Source organism: Flavobacterium sp. UW10123 (assembly GCF_040538975.1).
GTDB lineage: Bacteria > Bacteroidota > Bacteroidia > Flavobacteriales > Flavobacteriaceae > Flavobacterium.
This window is the reverse complement of the sequence record NZ_JBEWQE010000010.1, coordinates 34,345-59,373: the sequence shown is the minus strand read 5'-3', so window position 1 is coordinate 59,373 and position 25,029 is coordinate 34,345. Positions and strand designations below refer to the sequence as shown.

The 25,029-nt window shown below is 32.7% G+C and carries 29 protein-coding genes and 1 riboswitch; of the genes, 12 read left to right on the top strand and 17 right to left on the bottom strand.

The window, feature by feature from the left end:
• A riboswitch (cobalamin riboswitch) is annotated at window positions 1–207 on the bottom strand.
• A gap of 65 nt (window positions 208–272) precedes the next feature.
• From cobC to ABXT06_RS12860, 7 genes are all read right to left on the bottom strand, one after another.
• Window positions 273–806, bottom strand: a complete 534-nt coding sequence (gene cobC, locus ABXT06_RS12890) for an alpha-ribazole phosphatase (protein WP_354591115.1) — start codon at window positions 804–806, stop codon at window positions 273–275.
• Window positions 791–1,588, bottom strand: coding sequence for an adenosylcobinamide-GDP ribazoletransferase (locus ABXT06_RS12885; RefSeq protein ID WP_354591114.1), 798 nt, complete (start codon window positions 1,586–1,588; stop codon window positions 791–793). The genes cobC and ABXT06_RS12885 overlap by 16 nt, the downstream gene beginning before the upstream one ends.
• A 389-nt stretch (window positions 1,589–1,977) precedes the next feature.
• Entirely contained in the window at window positions 1,978–2,409 is a 432-nt protein-coding gene (gene tnpA, locus ABXT06_RS12880; protein WP_354591113.1) for an IS200/IS605 family transposase, read from the bottom strand.
• Between the two features lie 50 nt (window positions 2,410–2,459).
• Complete coding sequence (cobT, locus tag ABXT06_RS12875) at window positions 2,460–4,154, bottom strand: nicotinate-nucleotide--dimethylbenzimidazole phosphoribosyltransferase (protein ID WP_354591112.1); 1,695 nt, start codon at window positions 4,152–4,154, stop codon at window positions 2,460–2,462.
• 133 nt (window positions 4,155–4,287) lie between these two features.
• Entirely contained in the window at window positions 4,288–4,797 is a 510-nt protein-coding gene (cobU, locus tag ABXT06_RS12870) for a bifunctional adenosylcobinamide kinase/adenosylcobinamide-phosphate guanylyltransferase (protein WP_354591111.1), read from the bottom strand.
• Window positions 4,798–4,816: 19 nt separating this feature from the next.
• Window positions 4,817–5,197, bottom strand: coding sequence for a four helix bundle protein (locus ABXT06_RS12865; protein WP_354591110.1), 381 nt, complete (start codon window positions 5,195–5,197; stop codon window positions 4,817–4,819).
• A gap of 30 nt (window positions 5,198–5,227) precedes the next feature.
• Window positions 5,228–5,590: a C1orf53 family protein gene (locus ABXT06_RS12860; RefSeq protein ID WP_354591109.1), complete on the bottom strand. Its 363-nt coding sequence runs from the start codon at window positions 5,588–5,590 to the stop codon at window positions 5,228–5,230.
• 94 nt (window positions 5,591–5,684) lie between these two features.
• On the opposite strand from ABXT06_RS12860, the gene ABXT06_RS12855 reads away from it, so the two are divergent.
• The 3 genes from ABXT06_RS12855 (at window position 5,685) to ABXT06_RS12845 (ending at window position 8,737) form a co-directional block, all read left to right on the top strand.
• Window positions 5,685–6,827: an ABC transporter substrate-binding protein gene (locus ABXT06_RS12855; RefSeq protein ID WP_354591108.1), complete on the top strand. Its 1,143-nt coding sequence runs from the start codon at window positions 5,685–5,687 to the stop codon at window positions 6,825–6,827.
• Between the two features lies 1 nt (window position 6,828).
• Window positions 6,829–7,854 (top strand): iron chelate uptake ABC transporter family permease subunit, encoded by a 1,026-nt coding sequence (locus tag ABXT06_RS12850; RefSeq protein ID WP_502909030.1) that lies wholly within the window; start codon window positions 6,829–6,831, stop codon window positions 7,852–7,854.
• 106 nt (window positions 7,855–7,960) lie between these two features.
• Window positions 7,961–8,737, top strand: coding sequence for an ABC transporter ATP-binding protein (locus ABXT06_RS12845; protein ID WP_354591107.1), 777 nt, complete (start codon window positions 7,961–7,963; stop codon window positions 8,735–8,737).
• 138 nt (window positions 8,738–8,875) lie between these two features.
• On the opposite strand, the gene ABXT06_RS12840 is transcribed toward ABXT06_RS12845, so the two are convergent.
• A complete protein-coding gene (locus ABXT06_RS12840) occupies window positions 8,876–9,334 on the bottom strand; it encodes a tRNA (cytidine(34)-2'-O)-methyltransferase (RefSeq protein WP_354591106.1) in 459 nt (152 codons plus the stop codon).
• A gap of 68 nt (window positions 9,335–9,402) precedes the next feature.
• Entirely contained in the window at window positions 9,403–9,975 is a 573-nt protein-coding gene (locus ABXT06_RS12835; RefSeq protein WP_354591105.1) for a pseudouridine synthase, read from the bottom strand.
• 401 nt (window positions 9,976–10,376) lie between these two features.
• Between ABXT06_RS12835 and ABXT06_RS12830 the strand changes: the two genes are divergently transcribed.
• Window positions 10,377–10,751, top strand: coding sequence for a hypothetical protein (locus ABXT06_RS12830; protein ID WP_354591104.1), 375 nt, complete (start codon window positions 10,377–10,379; stop codon window positions 10,749–10,751).
• Between the two features lie 155 nt (window positions 10,752–10,906).
• Window positions 10,907–11,659 (top strand): SDR family NAD(P)-dependent oxidoreductase, encoded by a 753-nt coding sequence (locus tag ABXT06_RS12825; protein ID WP_202006121.1) that lies wholly within the window; start codon window positions 10,907–10,909, stop codon window positions 11,657–11,659.
• Window positions 11,660–11,801: 142 nt separating this feature from the next.
• Here the strand turns inward: ABXT06_RS12825 and ABXT06_RS12820 are convergent, their stop codons facing one another.
• From ABXT06_RS12820 to ABXT06_RS12800, 5 genes are read right to left on the bottom strand one after another with little or no spacing between them, the layout of a single operon-like run.
• Window positions 11,802–12,311, bottom strand: coding sequence for a MepB family protein (locus tag ABXT06_RS12820; protein WP_354591103.1), 510 nt, complete (start codon window positions 12,309–12,311; stop codon window positions 11,802–11,804).
• Between the two features lie 44 nt (window positions 12,312–12,355).
• A complete protein-coding gene (locus ABXT06_RS12815; protein WP_354591102.1) occupies window positions 12,356–14,098 on the bottom strand; it encodes a hypothetical protein in 1,743 nt (580 codons plus the stop codon).
• Entirely contained in the window at window positions 14,095–14,646 is a 552-nt protein-coding gene (locus tag ABXT06_RS12810) for an RNA polymerase sigma factor (RefSeq protein ID WP_354591101.1), read from the bottom strand. The genes ABXT06_RS12815 and ABXT06_RS12810 overlap by 4 nt, the downstream gene beginning before the upstream one ends.
• 51 nt (window positions 14,647–14,697) lie before the next feature.
• Complete coding sequence (locus ABXT06_RS12805; protein ID WP_354591100.1) at window positions 14,698–15,096, bottom strand: hypothetical protein; 399 nt, start codon at window positions 15,094–15,096, stop codon at window positions 14,698–14,700.
• Between the two features lie 7 nt (window positions 15,097–15,103).
• A complete protein-coding gene (locus ABXT06_RS12800; protein WP_354591099.1) occupies window positions 15,104–15,982 on the bottom strand; it encodes a protease complex subunit PrcB family protein in 879 nt (292 codons plus the stop codon).
• Between the two features lie 187 nt (window positions 15,983–16,169).
• Here ABXT06_RS12800 and ABXT06_RS12795 point away from each other — a divergent pair, with 187 nt between their 5' ends.
• From ABXT06_RS12795 to ABXT06_RS12775, 5 genes are all read left to right on the top strand, one after another.
• Window positions 16,170–17,543: a DNA recombination protein RmuC gene (locus tag ABXT06_RS12795; protein WP_354591098.1), complete on the top strand. Its 1,374-nt coding sequence runs from the start codon at window positions 16,170–16,172 to the stop codon at window positions 17,541–17,543.
• 86 nt (window positions 17,544–17,629) lie between these two features.
• Entirely contained in the window at window positions 17,630–18,178 is a 549-nt protein-coding gene (locus ABXT06_RS12790) for an acyl-CoA thioesterase (RefSeq protein WP_308070811.1), read from the top strand.
• A 42-nt stretch (window positions 18,179–18,220) separates the two neighbouring features.
• Window positions 18,221–18,616, top strand: coding sequence for a VOC family protein (locus ABXT06_RS12785; RefSeq protein ID WP_354591097.1), 396 nt, complete (start codon window positions 18,221–18,223; stop codon window positions 18,614–18,616).
• 19 nt (window positions 18,617–18,635) lie between these two features.
• Window positions 18,636–19,079: a hypothetical protein gene (locus ABXT06_RS12780; RefSeq protein ID WP_354591096.1), complete on the top strand. Its 444-nt coding sequence runs from the start codon at window positions 18,636–18,638 to the stop codon at window positions 19,077–19,079.
• Between the two features lie 240 nt (window positions 19,080–19,319).
• Window positions 19,320–19,886, top strand: a complete 567-nt coding sequence (locus ABXT06_RS12775; protein WP_354591095.1) for a YceI family protein — start codon at window positions 19,320–19,322, stop codon at window positions 19,884–19,886.
• A gap of 3 nt (window positions 19,887–19,889) precedes the next feature.
• Here ABXT06_RS12775 and ABXT06_RS12770 read toward each other — a convergent pair whose 3' ends face one another.
• Entirely contained in the window at window positions 19,890–20,801 is a 912-nt protein-coding gene (locus ABXT06_RS12770; RefSeq protein ID WP_354591094.1) for a TIGR01777 family oxidoreductase, read from the bottom strand.
• 98 nt (window positions 20,802–20,899) lie between these two features.
• Here ABXT06_RS12770 and ABXT06_RS12765 point away from each other — a divergent pair, with 98 nt between their 5' ends.
• Window positions 20,900–21,559 carry a TetR family transcriptional regulator C-terminal domain-containing protein gene (locus tag ABXT06_RS12765; RefSeq protein ID WP_354591093.1) on the top strand — a complete coding sequence of 220 codons (660 nt, stop codon included), beginning with the start codon at window positions 20,900–20,902 and terminating at the stop codon, window positions 21,557–21,559.
• Window positions 21,559–22,863 (top strand): ABC1 kinase family protein, encoded by a 1,305-nt coding sequence (locus ABXT06_RS12760; RefSeq protein ID WP_354591092.1) that lies wholly within the window; start codon window positions 21,559–21,561, stop codon window positions 22,861–22,863. Before ABXT06_RS12765 ends, ABXT06_RS12760 begins: the two co-directional genes overlap by 1 nt.
• A 238-nt stretch (window positions 22,864–23,101) precedes the next feature.
• Here the strand turns inward: ABXT06_RS12760 and ABXT06_RS12755 are convergent, their stop codons facing one another.
• Window positions 23,102–24,397, bottom strand: coding sequence for a cryptochrome/photolyase family protein (locus ABXT06_RS12755; RefSeq protein WP_354591091.1), 1,296 nt, complete (start codon window positions 24,395–24,397; stop codon window positions 23,102–23,104).
• Between the two features lie 149 nt (window positions 24,398–24,546).
• Window positions 24,547–25,014 carry an SRPBCC family protein gene (locus ABXT06_RS12750; RefSeq protein ID WP_354591090.1) on the bottom strand — a complete coding sequence of 156 codons (468 nt, stop codon included), beginning with the start codon at window positions 25,012–25,014 and terminating at the stop codon, window positions 24,547–24,549.
• Window positions 25,015–25,029: the final 15 nt, after the last annotated feature.

Genomic DNA, 25,029 nt, shown 5'->3' with positions numbered 1-25,029 from the left:
CGATAAATTGTTATAAAGGCAGGTCTCCTGGCTTGCGTCTTGCTGTTTACCTTCCCATCGCGCGGGGCGTGACAGTGGTTTGTAGTTAACAGCAAGCATTCGTTATGAACTTAGCTTACAGTTGCGGGTACAGCTCAAGAATTATACTTGATTCCCTTTTAATGCATTTTTTAAATCAAAAACACAACCTTAATTTGCTGCAAAGATAAAGTTAAAAATATTGATTATTCAAATTTGTTTTACGTTTCATGAAAAATTATAAATTATTTGCACTAAAAATCGATTTTTATAACTTCTCCGAAATCAATTTTATTATTGAAAGCTTCCTTTAAAGGTAGAGAACTCTGATGGCATAAAATACTCCTGATGATTCCAGCGTGAGCAACAATTACAATTGGCTGATTTGTTTTTGAAATGCTATCAGATAAAAAATCACCAACTCTTTCATGCAGTTCGAGAAAAGATTCTCCGTTTGAAACTTTTATGTTTGCAAAATCTTCCATCCACGGATTAAGTTCTTCTGATGGAATTTCGTTCCAGCTTTTTAATTCCCAATCTCCAAAATTCATCTCTTTCAAACGTTCGTCTTCCTGATAAGAAATGGTTTTAATATTTTCTTGAATGTGTTTTGCTAAAATAACACAGCGCTTTAACGGACTAGAAAATATAATTGCCTCTGAAGGAAGTTCTGAAATAATTCTACCGAAAATTTCATCAAATGGAACTGCAATATCAACGTCTGATTGTCCGTAACAGATTCCTTTTTCGCAGACAGTTTCGGTATGGCGAACTAAATAAATTTCCATAAAAATAAAATACTTAAATAAAATACCACTTCGCAAACCTGTTGTGTCGCTCCAAGACAATCTCCTGTATAACCGTCAATCCATTTCTGAAAATAACGTGCTAAAAAATATCGAGTTATAAAAACAGGAATTATAGCAAGAATAAATTTCAAATTGAAATAAGAAAATACAAGTAACGGAATCAAACCAAAAAAGAAAGAGCCAAAAACTTCTTTCCAAGTATATTGTTTTGCAATCGGTTTGCTTTTGCTCGAGGCATCTTCACGAGAATATTCATGTGTGAAAATAATACTGATTGCTGCTAGACGACTTAGTGAATGAGAAGAAATGAACAAAAGGTAAATTTTAAAAACGGCTATAGGCTCAAAATCGTTGAATAATGAAATAGATTCTGATAGCAGTTTGAATTTTAATAGAAAAAGTAAAACCAACCCGATTGCTCCGTAAGCACCAATGGCGCTGTCTTTCATAATCATTAAGATTTTTTCTTTAGTCCAGCCTCCGCCAAAACCATCACAGACGTCAGCAAATCCATCTTCGTGAAAGGCTCCTGTTGTTAAAATAGAAGCAATAATCGCTAGTATAACAGCAATTTCTGATGAAAGAAATAAGGCAAATAGACAATAAGCAATAAAAGAAATACTTCCAACAATCCATCCAATAAAAGGAAAATATCTTGTGGCTTTATTTAAATAATCTGGATGATGCGTAATGTTTTTTGGACATGGAATTCTGGTGTAAAACATTAAGCAGGTGAAGAAAATGTGTAGTTCTTTTTTCATTTGATTGTGATTATTTGGCTAAAGCCCTCTTTAGTAGCAAATTTATAACCTCCAGATAAATCTGGAGGCAATTCAGAATAAAATTTTAAAATATGATTTTTATGAATTGCCAACATCTTCAGATGTTGGTTTATTTATGGACATTTAGAAAGGCTTTAGCCAAATTTTATTGAGATTTCTTATATCCAAAATTGACAATAAATTCTTCACATTTCATTTGATTACCATTATTTGGCTAAAGCCTTCTTTATGAGAAAATTTATAACCTCCAGATAAATCTGGAGGCAATTCAAGAGTAAAATTTTAAAATGTGATTTCGATGAATTGCCAACATCTTTAGATGTTGGTGTATTTATAGACATTTTAAAAAGGGCTTTAGCCAATTTTTTTTAAGGTTTTTTAAATCCAAATTTGATGATAAATTCATCATATTCTTCTTGAAATGTTTTCTTTTTATGATGCTTTTCCTGATTTTTAATATAATCCCGAACCTTATCTACAATTGATTCTGAAACTGAAACTGCAAAATACTCATCCTGCCATTCAAACTTATCTTTTGTTAATTGATTTTTATTAATCCAATACGAAGATTCTCCTTTCAAGAGCTGTATCACTTTCTGAATGGTTTGATTATTTCCTAATGAAATTAAACAGTGGCAATGATCAGAATACCCACTAACAAAATCAAGATAGATTTCTTTCTTTGAAGCATTTTCTTGTATGTGATGCCATACTTTTTTACGAATATCAATAGAATTTAAAAATGGGAATCTATTTTTTGTACTCCAAACGCAGTGAATGTAAACTTTTGTAAAAGGCATATATGATATTTAAAAATTCAAAGTTATAAACTTTAAATTTAAAAAGAAAGTTATTTCCTGCTTACTCCCGCGCTTTCAAAACTAGCCATTTCATTTAAAAAAGCCTCAGCCGATTTTAAAATAGGAAAAGCTACAGCACAGCCCGTTCCTTCTCCCAAACGCAAATCTAAATTTAAAATAGGTTTTGCTCCTAAATGATTTAATAATTCTGAATGCGCTTTTTCTGCAGAGCAATGGCAAAAAACAGCATTTTGTTTGATGTTCGGATTTATTTTAAAAGCGATTAAATAGGCAACAGTACAAATAAAACCGTCAACAAGAATCAGCATTTTATTTTCAAAAGCAGTTAGCATTCCTCCAGCCATTTGAAGGATTTCAAAACCTCCAAAATAGGAGAGTTGCGCCATTAATTCGGCTTGACCGGAATAATTTTCAATTGCTTTCTGGAGTAAATTTTGTTTTAAAAGCAATTTTTCGTTTTCAACTCCAGTACCTTTTCCGATGCATTCTTTGATAGGAAAGTCGGTTAAAAGACTCATCAAAACCGAAGCGGTTGAGGTATTTCCAATTCCCATTTCGCCAAAACCGATACAATTTGAACCAGATTTAGCAATGTTTTCAACAATCAATTTTCCTTTCTCCAAACACAATTGAACTTCAGATTCGCTCATTGCAGGAACGTGCAGAAAAGATTGTGTCCCTTTAGCGATTTTTGCATCGATTAATTTTGCGTTTGTCGGAAAATCATAATTAACACCCGAATCTACAATGGATAATTCAATATTATTCTGATTGCAAAAAACATTTATGGCAGCGCCACCATCCAGGAAATTATTGACCATTTGTCGTGTAACATCTTGCGGATAGTCGCTTACACCATGATTTGCAATTCCGTGATCTGCAGCAAAAACTACGATATTTGGTTTTATGATTTTTGGATTCAAAGTTTCGAAAACCGTTGCCATTTGAAAAGCCAAAGATTCCAATGTTCCCAAAGAACCAACAGGTTTGGTTTTAGAATCTATTTTGTCTTGTAAAAGAGTATGAAAGTCAGATTTGTTTTGAATTTTGTTTTCTGATTTTAAATCGAAATCAGGAACTTTAGTATGATGAATTTCACTAATTTCAACACAAATAGGAGCTTCCGCTTTTTGTTTCCAATGCAATTGCTGCAGCATTGGCTGATTGTTGTAATTGGTAGCGGGTTTTCCGATACAGAAATAACCCAAAGGTTCTATGTTTTCGGGTAAATCTAAGATTTTTTTAAACTGATAATAATTGAGAATCGAAACCCAACCCATTCCGTAACCTTGCTCTGTAAGTGAAAGCCAAATATTTTGAGCGGCACAAACCGAACTGAATTTTACTGCTTCATTGCTGCCAATTGTCCCGATCGTAAACTGATTTAAAACCGAGCGATCATAAGCAATTATAAGTCCGATTGGAGCTTCTTCGATTGCTTCGAGTTTTAGTGATCTGTAAAGTTCTTTTTGTTCTGGATTGTCGGTTAGTTCTTCAGCTTTTTTGTTGTAATCTAAAAAGAGATTTTTAATAGAACTTTTAACTTCATGAGATTTAATGATATAATATCTAGTCGCATCAGTCAGTCCCACAGAAGGCGCCCAATGTCCCGCTTGTAAAGCTTTTTCAATTACATAATCAGGAACTTCATCGGCTGTAAAATGTCGTGTGTCGCGGCGTGATTTTAATATATCGTCTAAATGGCTCATTTCTTTAAATTCCAATTTTTTAAATTCCAAATTCCAAAGCTGAAAATGGAAAGATTCTAGTAAAGGTAAAGCATAGCTTTGAAATTTGGAGTTTAAAACTTCGAATTTCGTTTCAATTTATTAGAATTTGGAATTTTTGTATTGGGATTTAACCTTTTATTTTAACTGGAATTCCAGAAACCATCAGTACAACTTCGTCAGCATTTGCAGCAAGAAATTGATTCATCCAGCCTTGAAGCTCAACAAATTTTCTTCCAATGTGAGTTTCTGCATGAACGCCCATGCCGATTTCATTTGTTACAATAATGATATTCGAGTTTTCGTATTTTGCAATGGCAAGAAATTCTTTTTTAGCTTCTTCTAAACTAATAGCAACATCATTTTTATTATCAATAAAAAAATTAGTTAGCCAAAGTGTTACACAGTCAATTAAGGCAGTTTTTCCTGAGAAATCAATTTCGCTTAAATATTTCTCTTTTTCAATATTTGTCCAATGTTCGTCTCTTTCCTGCTGATGGCGATCAATTCGATTTTGAAAATCAGCATCCCATTTTCGGGCAGTTGCTACATACATAGGAGAGTTGGAAAGTTCTAAAGCAAGTTTCTGAGCATAACTGCTTTTTCCAGAACGTTCACCGCCAGTTACTAAGTAAATCATTATGGATAATGGTTAATTATTAATTGTTAGTTGTTAATTTTTTTACTTCTGATTGTTTTTTGGAAGTTTTAAGTATACTAGTTATTAATTTTAGTATTGTAATTGCATCATTATAAATGTTTTCAAATTCTTTTTCGTTGAGATAATCAGTGGCTTTTAATAATTCTAGCCAATAGACAGTTTCATTAGCTTCTTTTTGAGCAATTGCAAATTTATGAATAAAATCACTTTTACTTTCAGCATGTTCGGCTTCTCGAATCATTGCGCCAACACTAGTGCCAGATCTTAAAAGTTGTTTAGCAAGGATAAATTCTTTTTTATTATTGTTTAAATATTGATAAAGTTTAACAATCCTTATGGCAAAATCAAAGCTTTTATTTCTAACAATGTTATTTTTCATAACTAACAATTAACAATTTATAATTAACAATTAATACGGGCAATGTCGGCAATTATTTCCGCAGCAGGTTCCTCTTTTTAGGTGAAACCAGGTTTTAAAAACATAATTCCCATTTTCGATATAATAGTCAATGCCCTCAATTAAATTGTCGGTTTTGGGTAAAAACATTGCTTTATTGTTAAGAGCTTTTTTTGGAGTTACGGTTTCGATATAAGCATCAATTTTATCTTCGCAAGCTTCCTTAAAGCACACAGGACAAAGGCAATCGCCTCCTTCTGAAAGATTGAAAATAGGAGGGTAATCATTACACCAGCACTTATTTTCAGGTGAAATATCTCCGCATGAAAAAGCGGCTTCACAACTGGAGCAAATTTTTGTTTTTGGTGCACTCATTAAATAAAAGGCTATTTGTTTAAATTTGTACGAATAAAGGTAAACAAAAAAAATAGAAATTGGTTTACCTTTGTGACCATACAAAACACAAAATATGAAATATTTTTTCCATAAATTACCAGTCGTTTTTTTGCTTCTTTTAGTAATTAGCTGCAAAAAAAATGAAACGCAAGCTACTGTAAAATCTAATGTTTCGGCAGAAAGTATCGAATATGCATCTGGACTTTCAATTATAAAAAAAGAAGGCTATTCGATTGTAAATGTGATTAATCCGTGGCCAAATGCTAAAGGAAAATTCACTTACATTTTAGAGGAAAAAGACTCACAAATTCCAGACAGTTTAAAAAAATATTCTGCTATAAAAGTTCCGTTAGAAACCGTTGTGGTAACTTCAACAACAAATATTCCGTTTTTAGAAATGTTGGAAGTTGAGAATAAATTGATCGGATTTCCGCACACTGATTATATTTCTTCAGAAAAAACGAGAGCATTAATTGACAAAGGTTCTGTGAAAAACGTTGGACAAAATGAAAAATTGAATATCGAACAGTTAATAGAATTGTCACCAGATTTGATTGTTACTTTTGGTGTCGATAATAATAATCCGATGTTGGATAATCTTAAAAAAAGCGGCTTAAAAGTGCTAATTCAGGGCGATTGGATGGAACAGTCTCCGTTGGGAAAAGCTGAATGGATTAAATTGTATGGAGCTTTATTTGGAAAAGAAGACAAAGCAAAAGAGCTTTTTGATAAAATCGTAGAAAGTTATAATCAAGCTAAAAAATTAGTTAAAGATAAACCTGCAACTTCAAAAGTGTTATATGGTTCAATGTACGAAGATGTTTGGTACGTTGCCAAAGGAAACAGCTGGGTAGCGCAGTTTATGCAGGATGCAAAATCGAATTATTTATGGGCTGATTTAAAAGGAACTGGAAGTGAAGGTTTGTCTTTTGAAAAAGTTTTAGATAAAGCGAAGACAGCTAATGTTTGGATTGCTTCAGGATCTTTTAAAAGTTTAGAAGAATTACAAAAAGCAAATCCGCATTATTCAGAATTTGATGCTTTCAAAAACAAAAGTGTATATAATTTTGAAGGAAAGATGGGAGCAACAGGAGGGACAGTTTATTACGAATTAGCACCAAGCCGTCCCGATTTAGTTTTAAAAGATTATATCAAGATTTTTCATCCCGATTTATTGGCTGGTTATGAATTTACTTTTGCATCAAAACTGAATTAAATTGGCGAATAAAAAACGAAATACCATTTTATTTGTTGTTTTGACTTTAGGGCTTTTTCTAATGTTTTTTGCAAGCATTAGTTTAGGGTCGGTTACAATTCCGTTAAAAGATGTTATAGCAAGTTTAACTGGAGGTCAGGCAACAAAATCGACTTGGGAATATATTATCATTAATTACCGTTTACCAAAAGCTATTACTGCGGTTTTAGTTGGGACGGGACTCTCGATGAGCGGACTTTTGATGCAGACTTTGTTTCGAAATCCGCTTGCAGGACCTTATGTTTTAGGACTGAGTTCTGGCGCAAGTCTAGGTGTTGCTTTTGTAATTTTAGGAGCTGGATTTCTTCCTTCTTTTCTGAGTGTGATTGCATTGTCTTCTTACGGAATTGTTTTAGCATCTACTTTAGGGAGCACATTGGTTTTATTTTTGGTTTTAGTCGTTTCGCAGCGATTGCGAGATACAATGGCAATTTTGATTGTAGGCTTAATGTTCGGAAGTTTTACCACTGCAATAGTCAGTGTCCTAACTTATTTTAGTACAGCAGAACAGCTACAGAAATTTACTTTCTGGTCAATGGGGAATCTCGGAAATCTCTCTTGGACAACTATTGTAATTTTAACTTTCTGTGTTGGAATCGGATTGGTTTTAAGCGCCAAAAGTATCAAACCATTAAACGCCCTGCTTCTTGGAGAAAACTATGCAAAAAGTATGGGATTGAATTTTAAACAAGCTAGATTAGTCATCATTTTTGCAACGAGTATATTATCAGGAGCTATTACAGCATTTGCAGGACCTATTGCATTTGTAGGTTTAGCGGTACCACACATTGCAAAATTGACTTTCCAGACGAGTAATCACACTATTTTGTTTTGGAGCACTTTATTTTTTGGTTCCATAATAATGCTGTTTTGTGATATTGTTTCGCAAATGCCAGGATTTGATGTCACGCTTCCAATAAATGCTGTCACGTCTATAATTGGTGCGCCAGTTGTAATTTGGCTTTTGGTTAGAAAAAGAAATTTTTAATATTTTTTTTACCTACAGATTAAAATGATTAACACAGATTTTTTTAATTATTAGATAAAGAAAAAACTCAGAACCTTAGTATCTCAGAATCTTAGCACCTTTAAAAATGAAAAACATCTTAACAACTTCAAATCTAAATATTGGATACAAATCCAAGAAAGGTGTTACGACAATTGCAGAGAATCTTAATCTTAGTCTGGAAGCGGGTAAATTAATTACTTTAATAGGAGCAAACGGAATTGGGAAGTCAACTTTATTGAGAACCATTACCGGAATTCAGAAACCTTTATCTGGGAAGGTATATTTGAATGAAAGAAATATTTCAGACTTTCAGCCTTTAGAACTAGCACAAAATCTAAGTTTGGTTTTAACAGAAAAATTACCGCCAAGTAATCTTTCTGTTTTTGAGTTAGTAGCTTTGGGTCGCCAACCTTATACCAATTGGGTAGATAAATTATCTAATGAAGATATTTTAAAAGTTCATGAAGCAATGAGTTTGACACAAATCGAACATTTAGCATCAAAAAAGCATTTTCAAATAAGTGATGGACAATTGCAGAAAGTATTAATTGCGAGAGCTTTGGCACAGGATACACCGTTAATTATTCTAGACGAACCTACAACTCATCTTGATTTACTGCATAAAGTTTCATTATTCAAATTATTAAAGAAACTGACACAAGAAACTCAAAAATGTATTTTGTTTTCGACGCACGATATTGATTTAGCTATTCAGTTAAGCGATGAAATGATTATGATGACGCCAGAAAATATAGTGCAAGATCAGCCTTGTAATTTAATCTCAAATGGGAGTTTCAGCAATTTATTCAAAGACGAGCATATCATTTTTGATGCTGAAAAAGGGAAGTTTATAGTGAGTTAGTTTTGTTAGGAGCCAATCCTGCTGTCCGCTATATCTTTTGTGGCGAACCCCGCCACAAAAGGATGACGCTTCCATCAGGGCTAGAAGCCCCGTTTTCAGAAGAAGCTTTTTCGATTAAACAGTTAAACAAATAAACGATTAAACTTTTTTCAATCCAATCTGTCTCTTTGCTTCTCCAACCACAAAAGCAACCGAATTAGCAATATTAAAACTGCGAATAAGCGGTGACATCGGAATCGTTAAGTGATTTTCGAATCTTGCCATAAATGCTGCGCTCAAACCAACGCTTTCTTTTCCGAAAACCAACCAGTCGCCATCTTGAAAATCGTTTTCTAAATAAGATTTATCAGAATGCGAACTCATCAAAAATACGCGAGAATGATCTGGAATCTGAGCAATCCATTCCTCTACGTTTTGATATTCTGTAACATCAAGATGAACCCAGTAATCCAATCCAGAGCGTTTTAAGTTTTTGTCATTAATCACAAATCCGAAAGGATGAATTAAATGAAGACGGCTTTCTGTGCCTACACACAATCTACCGATATTTCCGGTATTATTTGGTATTTCTGGTTCTACGAGAACAACGTTTAACATCTTTTTTTAGTTATGAATTATGAATTATAAGTTATGGGTTTCTGGAAATTATCTAATTGTCACATTTTCTAATTATCTAATTCGAAATCGGAAACTTCCAAAACTTCGCCTGATTTTAGGTTTTGCAAATATACATTTCCTATTCGAACGCGAACGAGACGCAGTGTTGGAAAACCAACTGCAGCGGTCATTTTTCTAACCTGACGAAATTTTCCTTCTCTTACTGTGATGGATGCCCAAGAAGTTGGACCATGACGTTCGTCTCTTATCTTTTTGGCTCTCGCTCCAAAATCTGGAATTTCGGTCACGATAGATGCTTTGCAGCGTTTCGTTTTGTATTTTCCGCCGTCAAGTCCAATTTCGACACCATTTTGTAATTGTTCAATTGCTTCTGGTGTAATTATTCCGTCAACCTGAACGTAATATTCTTTTTCAACCTTTTTACTTCGAACTAGTTCGCTCATATTTCCATCAGTAGTCAAAAGAAGCAATCCTTCAGAATCTTCATCCAATCTTCCAATTGCCATTGTTCCATTTGGGAAATCGTACAATTCGCCCAAAAGCTTTTTCTTTCTTTTTAATTCATAAATAAATTGGCTCAAATAGCCGTAAGGTTTAAAAAGAATGAAGTGTCGATGCATTTTTAATTTTTTGCAAAGATAGTTTCTTTCCTAAAATTAAAACCATTACAGCTTTTGTGATTTCATTTTTTTAAGCCATTGAAAAATAAACCAGATTACGGTAACAACAAAAATGACGATTAAAACTGAATAATAGTTTTGGAAAAATTCATGAAAGTAACTGCCAATTAAAATATAAGCAGAAGCCATACAAAGTTTGATCAAGATAAATTCAGAATTGGACCAGCTGGTTTTGATTTTGAAGAAGTTCATAAATAATTTAAGGTTGTTAAGTTGCTTTGAATAAAGGTAATAAATAAAAAATCAGATGGCAATTATAAAAGAAAAGCAACATGAAGTCATAATTTTTTCGCAGTTAGAATTCGTAATATTATAAAATTGAATGTAAAAACAATAATGCCATGGAAACGAATAATTTAGGAACAAAAAAGATAAACGGAACGCAGAAAAACATTGATGAATCTAAAGGAAAAAACGTTTCGCACGATAAAGAGCTAAAAGATGCCAAACTGAATAAAGAATTGGTAACAGATGTAGATGGTGATAAAAAGATTGTTGAACGTGCTCGAAATGAAAATGAGGATATTAATAAAGCGCTTCATCAAGTAAATCCTCATAACCCAAATGCAAATCGCGGCGTCGAAACAGAAGAAGAGGTAAATAAAACAGTTGAGAATAAAGACCGAAATTCTGATATAACCCCAAATAGATATCCAAATTCAAATCCAGAAAGTCATAAAGATCGCGGGAATATGAAATTGGATGAAGATGAATAAGATGCTACGAAATTTTAAATAAAAAGTAGTCAATTTAATGCTAAATAACATAAGATTAGCGGTTGGCGTTAATGTTATTGTAAACTCATTTTAAAGCTTCTGTATCGGTTGATATCTTCGTAAATTAGAGGAATCAATTTAAAAACATATATAAAATGGCACTTTTAGAAAATAAAGTAGCTTTTGTATCTGGCGGTGGTTCAGGAATCGGACGCGCAGTGGCAGAAGCCTACGCTCGAGAAGGAGCAAAAGTAGTAGTATCAGATATAAATGTAGAACACGGTGAAGAAACTGTAAAAGTGATAAAGGAAAAGGGCGGAGAAGCTTTTTTCGTAAAAGGAGACTCGTCGAGCGCGGCCGACAATAAACATATGGTTGAGGTGACGGTTTCTAAATACGGCCGATTGGACATTGCCTGCAACAATGCAGGAATGGGAGGACCGGCAAAACCAACTGGAGAATACGAGCCAGAAGCTTGGGATAAAGTTATTGCACTTAATTTAAGCGGTGTTTTTTATGCCTGCCGTTACCAATTGGAACAAATGGAGAAAAACGGTGGTGGAAGCATTGTAAATATTGCCTCAATTCACGGACAAGTTGCGGCACCAAATAGTGTTGCATACACAGCGAGTAAACACGGTGTGGTTGGTTTGACTAAAAATATTGCAGTAGAATATGCTCAGAAAAATATTCGTTGTAATGCAGTTGGACCAGGTTATATTGAAACAGCACTTTTAAAAGATAATTTAAATAAAGAAATGATGCAGGCCGTTGCAGCAAAATCTGCAATGAACCGTTTAGGAACTGCGGAAGAAGTTGCAGAATTGGTGGTTTTTCTAAATTCTGATAAATCATCATTTACCACAGGAAGCTATATTATTGCCGATGGAGGTTATACCGCGGTTTAATATTTTTTTAGAGAATACTATTTTGAATTAGGGAAAGCAGTAAGCGAAAGTTTACTGCTTTTTTATTCTTTGTTTTTTTGAATATTATTTAAAACGTTTATCTATAAAAGGGAAAAGGCAGTCATTTTTAAAACTGCCTTTTTTATACAAATATTTTTTTCAATTCCTTTAAATCAATTTTACTTTGATCTGAAAAATTGAAAAAATAATCTAATTGCCATTTCTGCGTTTTCTGCGCCTGTTTGCTTGTTGTTTCATCCCAAGGAGGATAAACCCTTGTTGCTCTTATTCCTTCTTTACTTTGGGTCGAAAAAATACCTTTTTTCAACAATGTTTTTTTCGGAAAAATAAATTGTCCCCAATTCTGATCTTTTCGAACAGTCACAATAACAAAATCAATATCGTCTAAATAATCAAAAGGTTCAATTGTTCCTGATTGATTTCGTTTCCATAATGTAACAAATTGTCCTGTTTTGGTCGGAGTAATTTTTGCTTCTCTATAACAAATGTTCTTATTGTTTAACTTAAAACGAAATGCACTATACTCCTCACTTTCACTTTCCTTTTGTAAATAAGTTATCTGCAAATTAGCTTCATCAAAAAATCTCTCCCTACTCAATTCTAAATCAGATGAACCAATGGTAATATTCATAAAGTCTATTCTAAAAATTACCCGAAAATTACCGCAAATTTATTTTAGAAAGAAACGTTTAGTCCAAAATTTAATCCCCATTGGAACTGGTTGAATGATTGGCTGTTTAGCGGATTGATGTAATAATTTACAGCAGGTTCAACAAAAACATTGGTTTTTTTGTACACACGATATTGAACGGTACTGCTTAATGTAGAGCCATAAACATAATCATTGGCATTGACATTTTCTCCAATAGAATGTCCATCCAAAACCACATTGTTAGAAATCAATTTACCTACAAAACCTCCAGTATTTAAATTAATGCTAGCTTTATTTTGATTAAAAACAGAATAAGAGACTTCAAGTGGCATTTCTACATATCTTAAATTTTGATCCAATTTACCAGTTTGTACGTTTTCATTTTTCAAAGCTTCTTTTGTGCTATTTGAAATTAGAAGGTAATCTTGAGTAGGTGAGTTAGCCGATGCAACAGGATAACTGTCAGGAGTAAAAAAAGCATTGTTTTTGGCACTTACATACGATACATTGGCAACGCTTTGACCTAATTCACTAATTTTTAATCCAGAACCTACAGCCCATTTTTTGTTAATGCTATATTTAGTTTTTACACCGTAAGAATTAGATTGTTTAGAATCGTTTACGTTACCTAAAGTTTTATCGTTTTTAGTATTTTCAGAACTTGCTACACCTGCAAAAACAGCAACTGCCCATCTTTCTTTTTTATTTACAAGATTGTCTTTTTTCTCTTTTTCTTCTTTCTTCTTTTCTGGAGTTAAAATTCCTTTTTCTAAACTCTCAAGTTCGGCCAACTGTGTAGAGTCTGTTTTGCTCAAACTGTTAGCAATTTTTACGTCGTCTTTTATGATAACTGCTTTATCAGTTCTTTTATTCTCATTTTTGCCTAAAACAGTATTGTTGGAATTATATGTGTTACCGCTTATAAAAGAACTTTTGTTTGCAGTAGAATTTTGATTGTTGAAGGCAATATTTTTATTGTTTTTTGTAGTTAGCTGTTCTTCAAAAATAGAATTTGAAAGCTGTTTTTTTGCAGTCGAATTAAATTTACTTTGTTTTCCAAATGCAATTCGTTCTTCAGAAATCCCTTTGTTCGAAGGTTTTACATTATTTCCTAAAATAGATTTTTTAGAAGATTTTAGAATTGATTTTTCTTCTGATGAACTAGAATTTTGGTATGCAACAGATTGGTTCGGAGCATTTGCTGGAACCACTGTACTAGATTTTTTAGAAGATTTTAGAATTGATTTTTCTTCTGATGAACCAGAATTTTGATAAGCAACAGATTGGTTCGGAGCATTTGCTGGAACTACAATATTAGATTTAGAATCTTTTTTGCTGGTTTTGTTCTTAGAGTTTGTTTCTGCCACAGAAGTTTCTTGAACTTGAATTCCCGATTCGTTATTGAAGCGATTCTTTGTAGGGTTTTCATTTAATGAATCAATTCTCTTGTCGACATTTTTATTTCGATCTAAATTTCTGTTTTTAGAATTATCATTTGTGTTTTTGTCAAGAACAATGCTATTGCTGTTTTTTTCTAAATCACGATTGTTGAGGTTGTTATTTTGAGCAGAATCAGTAAAATGTAAAATTGAAGGCAGAAGCAGCCCTAATAATAAGCATGCAGCAGCCGACCACCAAAGAACAACTCTCTTCTTCTTTTTAGGTTTTTCTAATTTTTCTTCAATCTGACTCCATAATTCTGGAGGCGGAACACTGGAAAAGTCTTCCATTGATGAAAAAATATCTTCTATTTTCTGCTTCTTCATGCTATCTTAAAATTTTTTATGCTCAAAATTCGCTTTTGTAATATGTGTTTGGCGCGATTTAAATTTGATTTTGATGTTCCTTCCGAGATTTTTAATAGTTCTGCTATTTCTTTGTGTTTCAGTTTTTCGAATACATACAAGTTAAAAACTGTTCGGTATTGATCTGGTAAATCTCGAATGTACTCGAGGAGTTTTTCCTGTTCTATCGGAATAGCTTCCAGTTCTTCTTCTTCAACAAAATCGGTATCGGGATCAAAAACATCTAAAAAGAAACTCTCTTTTTTCTTTTTGTTTAAAGTTTCGATGAGTTTGTTTATAAAAATTCGTTTCAGCCAGCCCTCAAAACTTCCTTCAAATTTATACTGACTTATTTTCTGAAACGCAATTACAAATGCCTCTTGAAAAACATCTTTCGCATCATCTTCGTTCTTCATATATTTCAAACATATACCATATAAAACAGGAGAGAACAACTGATAAATTTTCAGTTGTCCCTCTCTGTCATTTTTCATGCACAGTTTGATATATTTTTCTAAATCGTCTTTCAAGAAATGGTTCAAATTTGATTTTGCAAAAATAGTTTTAAATAGCGTACAAAACTATCTTTTAAAAATAGTTCGAGTACCATCTTGACTGTTGCTTACAATGGTTAGGTTTTGATTGTCAAGGTTTTCTATGACGTAGGTTTTGCCTTCAAACGTAATTAGATCATGTTCTAAGTGATCAAAATAACTCTTTCCTTTTTCTATCTTGTAGGTACTGTTTCTAATCTCTACATTATTTTTATAAGTGATAATTCTTCCCTTTTCAGTAAAGACAATTTTCTTTGCAAATCCAATTGTTTTTGGTGTTACTATATAAGGGTTGTTAGAACCTCCAATAGATTTTTTCCAAATCCAAGTATTTATAATTGATCCTGCAGTTTCTTTTGAATCATTTATAGAAATCATTGATGAAAAAAGAAAACAGATAATAAAAGAAAAAAAGAGTTTCTTCATGATAGAATTATTTTAAGCTTGTAATTTTTTCCTGAATTGCTTTTTTGAAAAGTTTTATCTCTGCACTTTGATCTGCAGTATCATTATTATCAATATAAATTCTGGTAACGTTTGCTCCTTGACGAAGCTCAAAATAAATCCCGCCCTGATTTTCAGCATCTGGAGAACCATAAGTTTTAGTCTGTCCTTTTATAGCCAGAATTTCTGCAGGAACACTTTTTAATAATAAACTATATTCGCCTCTTTTAATTGTCGGAGTATATCTGTATTGTCCAAAATCATATTTACCAGCTCCAACATTTAAGAATTTTAAAATGTTGTACTCATTAAGCTGATAAAATTTTTGGCAATCTGCACCTGTACATTGATTGCGGAAACTTCCAATAATTATATTGTCAGCAACTTCTACTGTTTTATTGAAAATTACTCCTTTTGTTGTTTTCGGGATCAAAACAAAATCAGAAGGATAAGTAGGCGTTTGCGTTACGTCCTCACCCACAGCAGGGGCTTTTTCATAGTAATTAACAATGATCTCACAATTATTTTCTATTATAGAGCTAATTACGATGTCATAACCGCTCGTAGGTTTGGCGCCAGCAAAAATCCCAACTAAATATTCTTTTGTAAAATCAATATTTGGATCACTTGCAACTTGACAACTGTTTGCATGTTTTGTAAAATACTGATCCATTTTTTCTTGGGAAGGAATAATAGTTGCCGCAGCGTTATTTGGTTGAGACTTTACAGTATAATTACATGAGAATGGAAAACCAGTAAAGTTCACGACTGTATTAGCTCCGCAATCTACATAATTATTATTTCCATCATTAAGCGAACAAGCACTGAATCCAAAGGCTACAAATAAGCCAAGTATTAATTTTTTCATAATCATTTTAATAGGTTTATATTCTGTAGATAGAACTTTTAAAAAAAGGTTGCGTCGGGATTAGACTTTTTTCAAAAAAAAATAAAATGTTGGTTTAGTTGAATTTGAAAATGAATTAGTGAAATTTCTATTTTTAAAATTAAGTACTACGTATTATTGCGTACTTTTACGTAAAATTAACTTAGTTATGTCTGATTATATACCATTTTTATTAGGTTTTGTTGTTGCGCTTTTTGCAGGAATCTACGTAGGCAGAATGCTTTCTGCATCAAAATATCAGTCTGAAAAAGCTATTTCTGAGGAGAGATTAAATGCATTAAATACTCAATTGCAAATGCTGAAAGAGCAATTTGAAAACGAAAAGAATAATTTTCACAAACAATTGCAATCGAGTATTTCTGAGAAAGAAAACATCAGAACAGAAAAAGATAGTCTTGCAATTCAGCTTTCTAAAAAGGAGGTGGATTTTGAAAACTTGTGGGAACGCCATAAAGAGCAAAAAAGCGAAATCACTGAGCTTCAGGAAAAATTTACTAAAGAGTTTGAAAATCTAGCCAACAAAATCCTAGAAGAAAAATCGGCTAAGTTTACCGAACAGAATACAGTAAACATGAAAAATATCTTGACACCTTTGCAGGATAAAATTCTGGTATTTGAACAAAAAGTCGAACAGACTCATAAGGAAAGTATAGATTATCATGCGGCGCTTCGCCAGCAGATTATTGGCTTGAGCGAAATGAACGCACAAATGAGCAAAGAAACCTTAAATCTAACCAAAGCATTAAAAGGCGATAGCAAAATGCAAGGAAATTGGGGCGAATTGGTTCTGGAACGTGTCCTAGAAAAATCAGGACTAGAAAAAGGAAGAGAATATGAAGTTCAACAGAGTTTTACCAATATTGAAGGAAATCGTGTTTTACCAGACGTTGTAATTAATCTTCCGGATGGTAAGAAAATGATTGTTGATTCTAAAGTTTCGCTTTCAGCTTACGAAAAATGGGTAAACGAAGAGTCAGAACTTTTGAAAATAGAATTTCTTAAAGAACATGTTCTTTCTATAAAAAGGCATGTAGAGCAGTTAGGAGGTAAAAATTACCATGATTTATACCAAATGGAAAGTCCAGACTTTGTGTTACTTTTCATTCCAATGGAACCTGCTTTTGCGATTGCTTTAAACGAAGATCCATCCTTATACACTAAAGCTTTTGACCGAAATATTGTTATTGTAACACCAAGCACGCTTTTGGCCACTTTACGAACTATTGACAGTATGTGGACTAATCAAAAACAACAGGAAAATGCTTTAGAAATTGCAAGACAAGCTGGAGCTTTATATGATAAATTTGAAGGCTTTGTGTCCGATTTAGTCCGAATAGGAAATAAAATAAAAGATACTAAAACCGAATACGAAAGTGCCATGAATAAACTGGTTGACGGAAAAGGAAATCTGATTTCGAGCGTAGAAAGATTGAAAAAAATGGGTGCAAAAGCAAAGAAATCGCTTCCCGATAACATTATTGCAAGAGCCATAAATTCAGAGGAAAATGAATTATTGAATTAGAAGAGAAAGTAAAAAGAGAAAGGACGAAAGAAGAAAGACTAATATAGAATACAATACAACTAATCAAAAATACCAAAAACAAAAACATGAGTACAGATTTTAAACCCGTTTCTTCATCAAAAGTTAGTATATCAGAATTAATGTTGCCATCGCATACCAACTTTAGCGGAAAAATTCACGGAGGATATATTTTACAATTATTAGATCAGATTGCCTTTGCATCGGCATCAAAATTTAGCGGAAATTATTGCGTAACAGCTTCTGTAGATACGGTTAACTTTTTAAAACCAATTGAAGTTGGAGAATTAGTAACAATGAAAGCTTCTGTAAATTATGTTGGAAGAAGCTCTATGGTTGTCGGCATTCGTGTAGAAGCCGAAAATATTCAGACAGGAGTTATCAAACATTGTAACTCATCTTACTTTACAATGGTTGCCAAAGATAAAGAAGGGAAAAGCGTTCAGGTTCCAGGATTGATTTTATCCAATTTAGAAGAGATACGACGTTTTAGAAAAGCAATAAAACATATAGAAGTAAGAAAAGAAGTTGAAGAACACGAAAAATTGGCCAATATAAATTCGATTGAAGATCTGGCTAGTTTAGAAAAATATAATGTCCTTCTAGAAATTAGCTAAATTTTCTTATATTTATTTGATGCACATTAAATATTAGAAATTATGGTCAAGTTTGGATATACAATTTTATACGTTGAAAATGTCGAAGAATCTATTGCGTTTTATGAAAATGCTTTTGGCTTTTCGAGAAAGTTTGTCACACCAGATGGTGATTATGGCGAATTAATTACAGGAGAAACAACACTTTCATTTGCTTCAAAAAATTTAGCTTCTCAAAGTTTGAAAGACGGTTTTATTGAAAGCAGTTTAGAAGATAAGCCATTTGCTATAGAAATTGGTTTTATTACAGATAACGTTCCAGAAGTTTTGCAGAAAGCAACTTCTTTTGGTGCGGTTATAGTTTCAGAACCTGTAGAAAAACCTTGGGGACAAATCGTAGCTTATGCACGAGATTTAAATGGCTTCTTAATTGAAATTTGTACGGAAGTAAAAGGTTAACTATTAAAAAGTTTTTTTAATGAATTATATACAGAGCAAACCTTATTTTGTGTTTTTAGGATTAATAGTAGTTCTTCTACTATATGGGTTTTACAAAGGAAACGAAGCAATTTCAGTCAATATTCATGAGACTTATTTTGTAATCTCCTGGAAAAACTTAATGATTCTTGTTTCTTTTTTTTGTGGAATATTGGCTTTGATTTATTTTGGAATCCTGAAACTAAATTTTGTTTTAATAAATTGGATGACAGTTTCTCACGTTTTAATAAGCCTAATAGGTTTGCTTATCGTTTTTATTTTGCCTAATTTTTTTAGAGAAATTGTTCCTGGAGATATATTGTCATTTATAAATGACTCGAATTTCAATCAAAGAATAGAATCCGGAATCTTGATTTTGATTTGTGCATTATTAGGAACTCAACTTCTGTTTTTTGTGAATGTGATTTATTCTTTGGTAAAGTGAAGATCTTAATCATTTTGCTTTTCACATTTTGCTTTTCACAAAAAAAATTCACAAATATTTAGCATTAATCTGAGAACTCGGCGTTGAGAAATTTCGTAACTTTAAGTGTAATTATTGGGTTACGGAATTTTTTCACTGAGTATTGCCGTTCGATTTTTCAGATTAATTAAAATCTGATTTTTTTATTTTCTGGTTAATCAGAATAAATTGAATGACATAATTGTTTAAATGTAGACGATTATGAAAACAACTACCTTATTATTTTTATTTTTTACTGCCTTTTCTGTCATTGCCCAAGATAAATTTTTTACCAGTACAGGGACAATAAACTTTGAAGCTTCTGTTCCTTTGTACGAAGAAGTGAAAGCAGTAAATAGACAGGTTGCCATACTATTAGAACCTAAAACAAGTACTTTTATCTGTACTGTTGTGATCAAAGATTTTCGCTTTAAATTGAATCTTATGCAAGAGCATTTTAACGAAAATTATATGGAAAGCAATCGCTATCCTAAAGCAGTGTTTAAAGGAAAGATTGAAAAATTTGATTTGAAAGATATAAATGAAGTTGAAAAACAATATCAGATAAAAGGAAAACTGAATTTACGAGGCAAATCAAAAGAAATTATTGTGAATGCTTTGATTAAAAGAGTTCCAGAAGGAATACAGGTTATTTCAGATTTTCCTATTTCAGTATCCGATTTTAACATTCGTATTCCAACTCCTATAGCGGCTAAAATTTCAAAAACAGCTAACACAGAACTGACGGGTATTATTCGTAGTGAAGATACTATGCTCACCTTAAAATGAAAATTACTTAACACAGCTGATAAGTGTTTTTTCTAAATCGGTAAACTGAAACTCAAAACCAGTTTTCTGAATTTTCTCTGAAGAAACACGTTGTCCAGTTAAAACTGCTATGCTCATTTTTCCGAGTAAAATCTTTAGGACAAAGGGAGGAACATTAGGAAGCCATATACTATAATCAAACAATTTAGCCAATGTTTTAGAAAATCGGGCATTTGTTGTATTATCTGTTATACATGCGTTGTAGGCGCCTTCTAGCGTTGTGTCTTCAATACTTTTTAAGTAAATCTGACATAGATCTTCTACATGAATCCAAGGCAGATATTGTTTACCCGAACCCAGTATTGCACCGAAACCTGATTTAAAGGTCGGAATCATCTTTTTTATAAAACCTTCTTCTTTTCCTAAAACGATACCAGTTCTTATTTTGACGGTTCGAATGTTTAGAGAATTCATTTTATCAGCAGCGTTTTCCCATTTTTGACAAGTGATGCCTAAAAAATCATCGGCAGGCGGTGTGTCTTCAGTACAGATTTTATGACTGGTTACAGCGCCATAAATACCAACAGCTGATGCGGAAATAAATGCGTCTACTTTTTTATTGTTGTTTTCTAAAATCGAAAAAATCATTTCTATAGGTCTAATTCGGCTTTCAAGAATAGCTCTTTTTCGCCTTTTGGTCCATCTTTTTTCAACTATTCCTTCACCGGCAAGATGGATAATGTAATCAGCATTTAGAATAGCATTTTTATCAATGTAGTTTTTTTTGATATCCCATTTGTAATAAGTGACTCTTGGAGTATTTTCTCTCTCGGTACGGCTCAATACAGACACAGAAAATCCGGCTTCGATGAGAACATCTGTTAAATGTTTTCCAATGAAACCAGTTCCGCCTGTTAATAGAACATTTTGAGCCATAATAGTTTATAATATATTTAACAGTATATAGTGTTTAAGGATTAGTAAAGGTACTTAAACAATGTTTACCTTTATGGCAAATTCTAAATTTTAATAAAATGGCGACTAAAAAAAAGGTAATTACCAAAGATGATATCGTTTCAAAATATATGGAAGAGGTTCTAGAAAAAGGTCAAAAACCAAAATCGGTTTATCATTTTGCCAAAGAAAATGATTTTACAGAAGCCGAGTTTTATGCTTTTTTTGGAACACTGGAAGGTTTAGAAAAAGAAATATTCCGATTGTTTTTTGAAAACACAGTCAATCTTCTTCACAAAAATGAAGAATATCAGGGATATGATATGAAAAATAAAATGCTGAGTTTTTACTTTACTTTCTTCGAAATCCTTACGGCCAATAGAAGCTATGTTTTGCAATCGCTTAAAATAGATAGAAACCCAATCAAAAATTTAGTGCAGCTAACTACACTTCGAAATAGCTTTAAAGAATATGTTTCTGAAATCCTAACAGACGATTACAGATTAGAACAAGAGAGATTTCAAAAATTTCAGGAAAAAGCCATTCAAGAATCTTCATGGGTGCAATTAATGATGACAATCAAATTCTGGATGGAAGACGAATCTCCAGCTTTTGAGAAAACTGATATTTTTATTGAGAAATCAGTTAATGCTTCATTTGAGTTGATGAATGTGGCACCAATGAATCATCTGATAGATTTTGGAAAATTTTTGTTTAAAGAAAAAGTATACAGCAGATAATGAAAACGATCGACTATATTCCGACCTCTAAAATAGAAAGAGCAGGAAAATTGGTTCAGACTGGAGCTAAGATCGGTGTAAACTATGTTAAACATTATGCTGAGAAAATAGTAAATCCAGATTTGAGCCGTGATAAATTAAACGAGAACAATGCCGAAGATATTTATGACGGATTAAAAAGCTTAAAAGGAAGCGCGCTTAAAGTAGCTCAAATGCTGAGTATGGACAAGAATTTTCTGCCGCAGGCTTATGTAGAAAAGTTTTCGTTGTCACAATTTTCTGTTCCGCCACTTTCTGCTCCATTAGTTCTAAAAACTTTTAAAAGTAATTTTGGGAAAACGCCTTATGAGATTTTTGATGAATTCAATCCAAATTCGGTAAACGCGGCAAGTATTGGTCAAGTGCATTTGGCAAAAAAAGGCGATAAAAAACTAGCGGTTAAAATTCAATATCCAGGTGTTGCCAATAGTATTTCGTCAGATTTGGCTTTGGTAAAACCAATTGCGATAAGAATGTTTAACCTGCAGGGAAAAGATTCTGACAAATATTTCAAAGAGGTAGAAGATAAACTGATTGAAGAAACCAACTATTTGCTAGAATTGAAACAAAGTCAAGAAGTTGTTGATGCTTGCAGTAAAATCGAAAATATTACGTTTCCGAATTATTATCCAGAGTTTTCATCAGAGAAAATCATCACAATGGATTGGATGACGGGAATTCATCTGTCTGAATTTACAGCTATAAATAAAGATCAAGAAGCGGGTGATAAATTAGGTCAAGCACTTTGGGATTTTTATATGTACCAAATTCATGTTTTAAGAAAAGTGCACGCAGATCCACACCCTGGAAATTTCTTGGTTGATGATAAAAACCAATTAATCGCTTTAGATTTTGGCTGTATGAAACAAATTTCGGAGGATTTTTACACACCATATTTTGAGCTTATCAATAAAAATGTCATTACAGACGAAAAATTGTTCAACCAAAAATTATTTGAATTGGAAATTCTTCGCCAGGATGATACACCAGCAGAAATAGAATATTTTACCGAAATGTTTCATGATTTGCTGTCGCTATTTACCAAACCTTTCCAAAACGAAACTTTTGATTTTGCTGATGAAGAATTTTTTAATGCAATCGCACAATTAGGAAAACGATTCTCAGAAGATACCAACTTGAAAAAAATGAATGGAAATCGCGGTTCTAAGCATTTTATTTATATGAACCGTACTTTCTTTGGTCTGTATAATTTAATGTTCGATTTGAAAGCTAAAATTGTAGTTGATAATTATTTGAAGTACTAGAAGTTTAGAAATTCCAATTTTTAAAAATCTAAATTTCAATTTAATACATAGACCTTTGTCAAAGTTCAAAACTTTGACAAAGGTTTTTTTGTTTAATTTGTCATCCTGAGGAACGAAGGATCACACTTGTATATCGACAAAGGTTGGAGAGTTTCTTGTGTGATCCTTCGTTCCTCAGGATGACAAAATGAGTATAAATCTGCTTAATCTGCAAAATCTGCGTGAAGCAAAATAAAACTTATTTCAAAATTCCAGCCTTGTAAGTTGCAATCGCCCGATCTCTCGCAAAAGCATGATCAACCATTGGTTCGTTATAGCCGAGATCAAATTCAGCAATCCATTTACGAATGTATTCTCCTTTTGGATCAAACTTTTTTTGCTGGATTTCGGGATTAAAAACCCTAAAGTATGGTGCGGCGTCACAACCTGTTCCCGCTGCCCATTGCCAGTTTCCTACGTTTGAAGCCAGTTCAAAATCTAACAGTTTTTCGGCAAAATAAGCTTCGCCCCATTGCCAGTTGATGAGCAAATGTTTGCAAAGAAAGCTAGCCACAACCATTCGAACACGATTGTGCATGTATCCCGTTTCGTTTAACTGACGCATTCCGGCATCGACCATTGGATATCCAGTTGTTCCGGAACACCAGCGTTTAAAATCCTCTTCGTTATTACGCCATTGAATGCCATCGTAATTAGACTTGAAATTATGATTGACGCAATTCGGAAAACTAAACAGAATCTGAATAAAAAATTCTCTCCAGATTAATTCGCTCAAAAAGGTCTGATTTTTTCTGTTTGCCCAGTTTACCAATTTTCGAATACTAACAGTGCCGAAACGTAAATGGGGAGAAAGATAAGAAGTGCTGTCTAAAGCTGGAAAATCTCTGGTTTCTTTATAATTGGCGATTTGAGTTAAATTGTGAGGCTGTACTTTTATGGAACTTCTTTCAAAACCAATTTCGGCCAAGTCAGGAAACTTAAATTTGCTTTTAGCAAAATTGGATTGGAAGGAAACGGAATCATATTCTGGAGCTGATCCTAAAAAATGATATTTTTCGAGCCATTTGTTTTTGTATGGAGTGTAAACCGTATACGGATTTCCATCTGCTTTTGTAATTTCTTTTTCTTCAAAAATGACATGATCTTTATAAAAGAAAGTTTCAATATTATTTTCTTTTAGTAAAGCAGTTATTGCTGTGTCACGTTTGATGGCAAAAGGTTCATAATCTTTGTTGACAAATACGGTTTGAATATCAAATTCCTTTATAAGTGATTTCCAAATGTCTTTTGTTTTTCCTTTTTTTATTAAGATTGAAGAATCAAGTTTTTTTAATTCTGAATTTATCTTTTCAAGTGAATCATAAATAAAAGTTACTCTGGCGTCATTTTTTGGAAGATGTTCTAGAATATCATCATCAAAAATAAAAAGAGGAACAACAGGAAAATCCGATTGCAAAGCATGAAATAATCCCGTGCTGTCTTCTAAACGCAAATCGCGTCTAAACCAGAATAAAGTAACTTTTTGTTTTGTCATTGTTTTGTCTTACTAAAGTAATTTTAAAGTTTTTTGTTTGGCATCGAATAGCTCGCAAAGGCGTTAAGTCGCAATTTTTTATTTACTAAAGACTTAAAAAAGAATTGCTTTGCGACTTAGCGTCTTTGCGAGATTCAAAAATCTGCGTTTTATCTTTTAGAATTAAACAATTCTTCGATTTTATTAAATCTATAATCGAAAATACTTTTGAGTTTGTTTTTTACGACTAACTTATTCATAATTCTGCCGAGAATTCCAAACGGCAAAGCATAATGAACAATATCGGTCATTTTGGTTCCGCCATCTGGTGTTGGTTCAAAGAAATGTTTATGATGCCAAAGTTTATAAGGCCCGAATTGCTGAATGTCTACAAAATACTCGTTTTCTTGGCAAGCTGTAATTTCGGTAACCCAAGACATTTTGATTCCAAAAAGAGGTTTTAAAGTGTAAGTGATAATTTGCCCGTGATACATGCGTTTGCCGTCGTAATCTTGAATTTGAAAATTCATGTTGTCGAGCGTAATAGTTTGCAGGTTTTTTGGGCTTGAGAAAAAATCCCAACATTTTTCTACACTTGCATTTATATGTTGTACGGTAACTATTTTATATAATTTCATAATCGTAAATCTTTC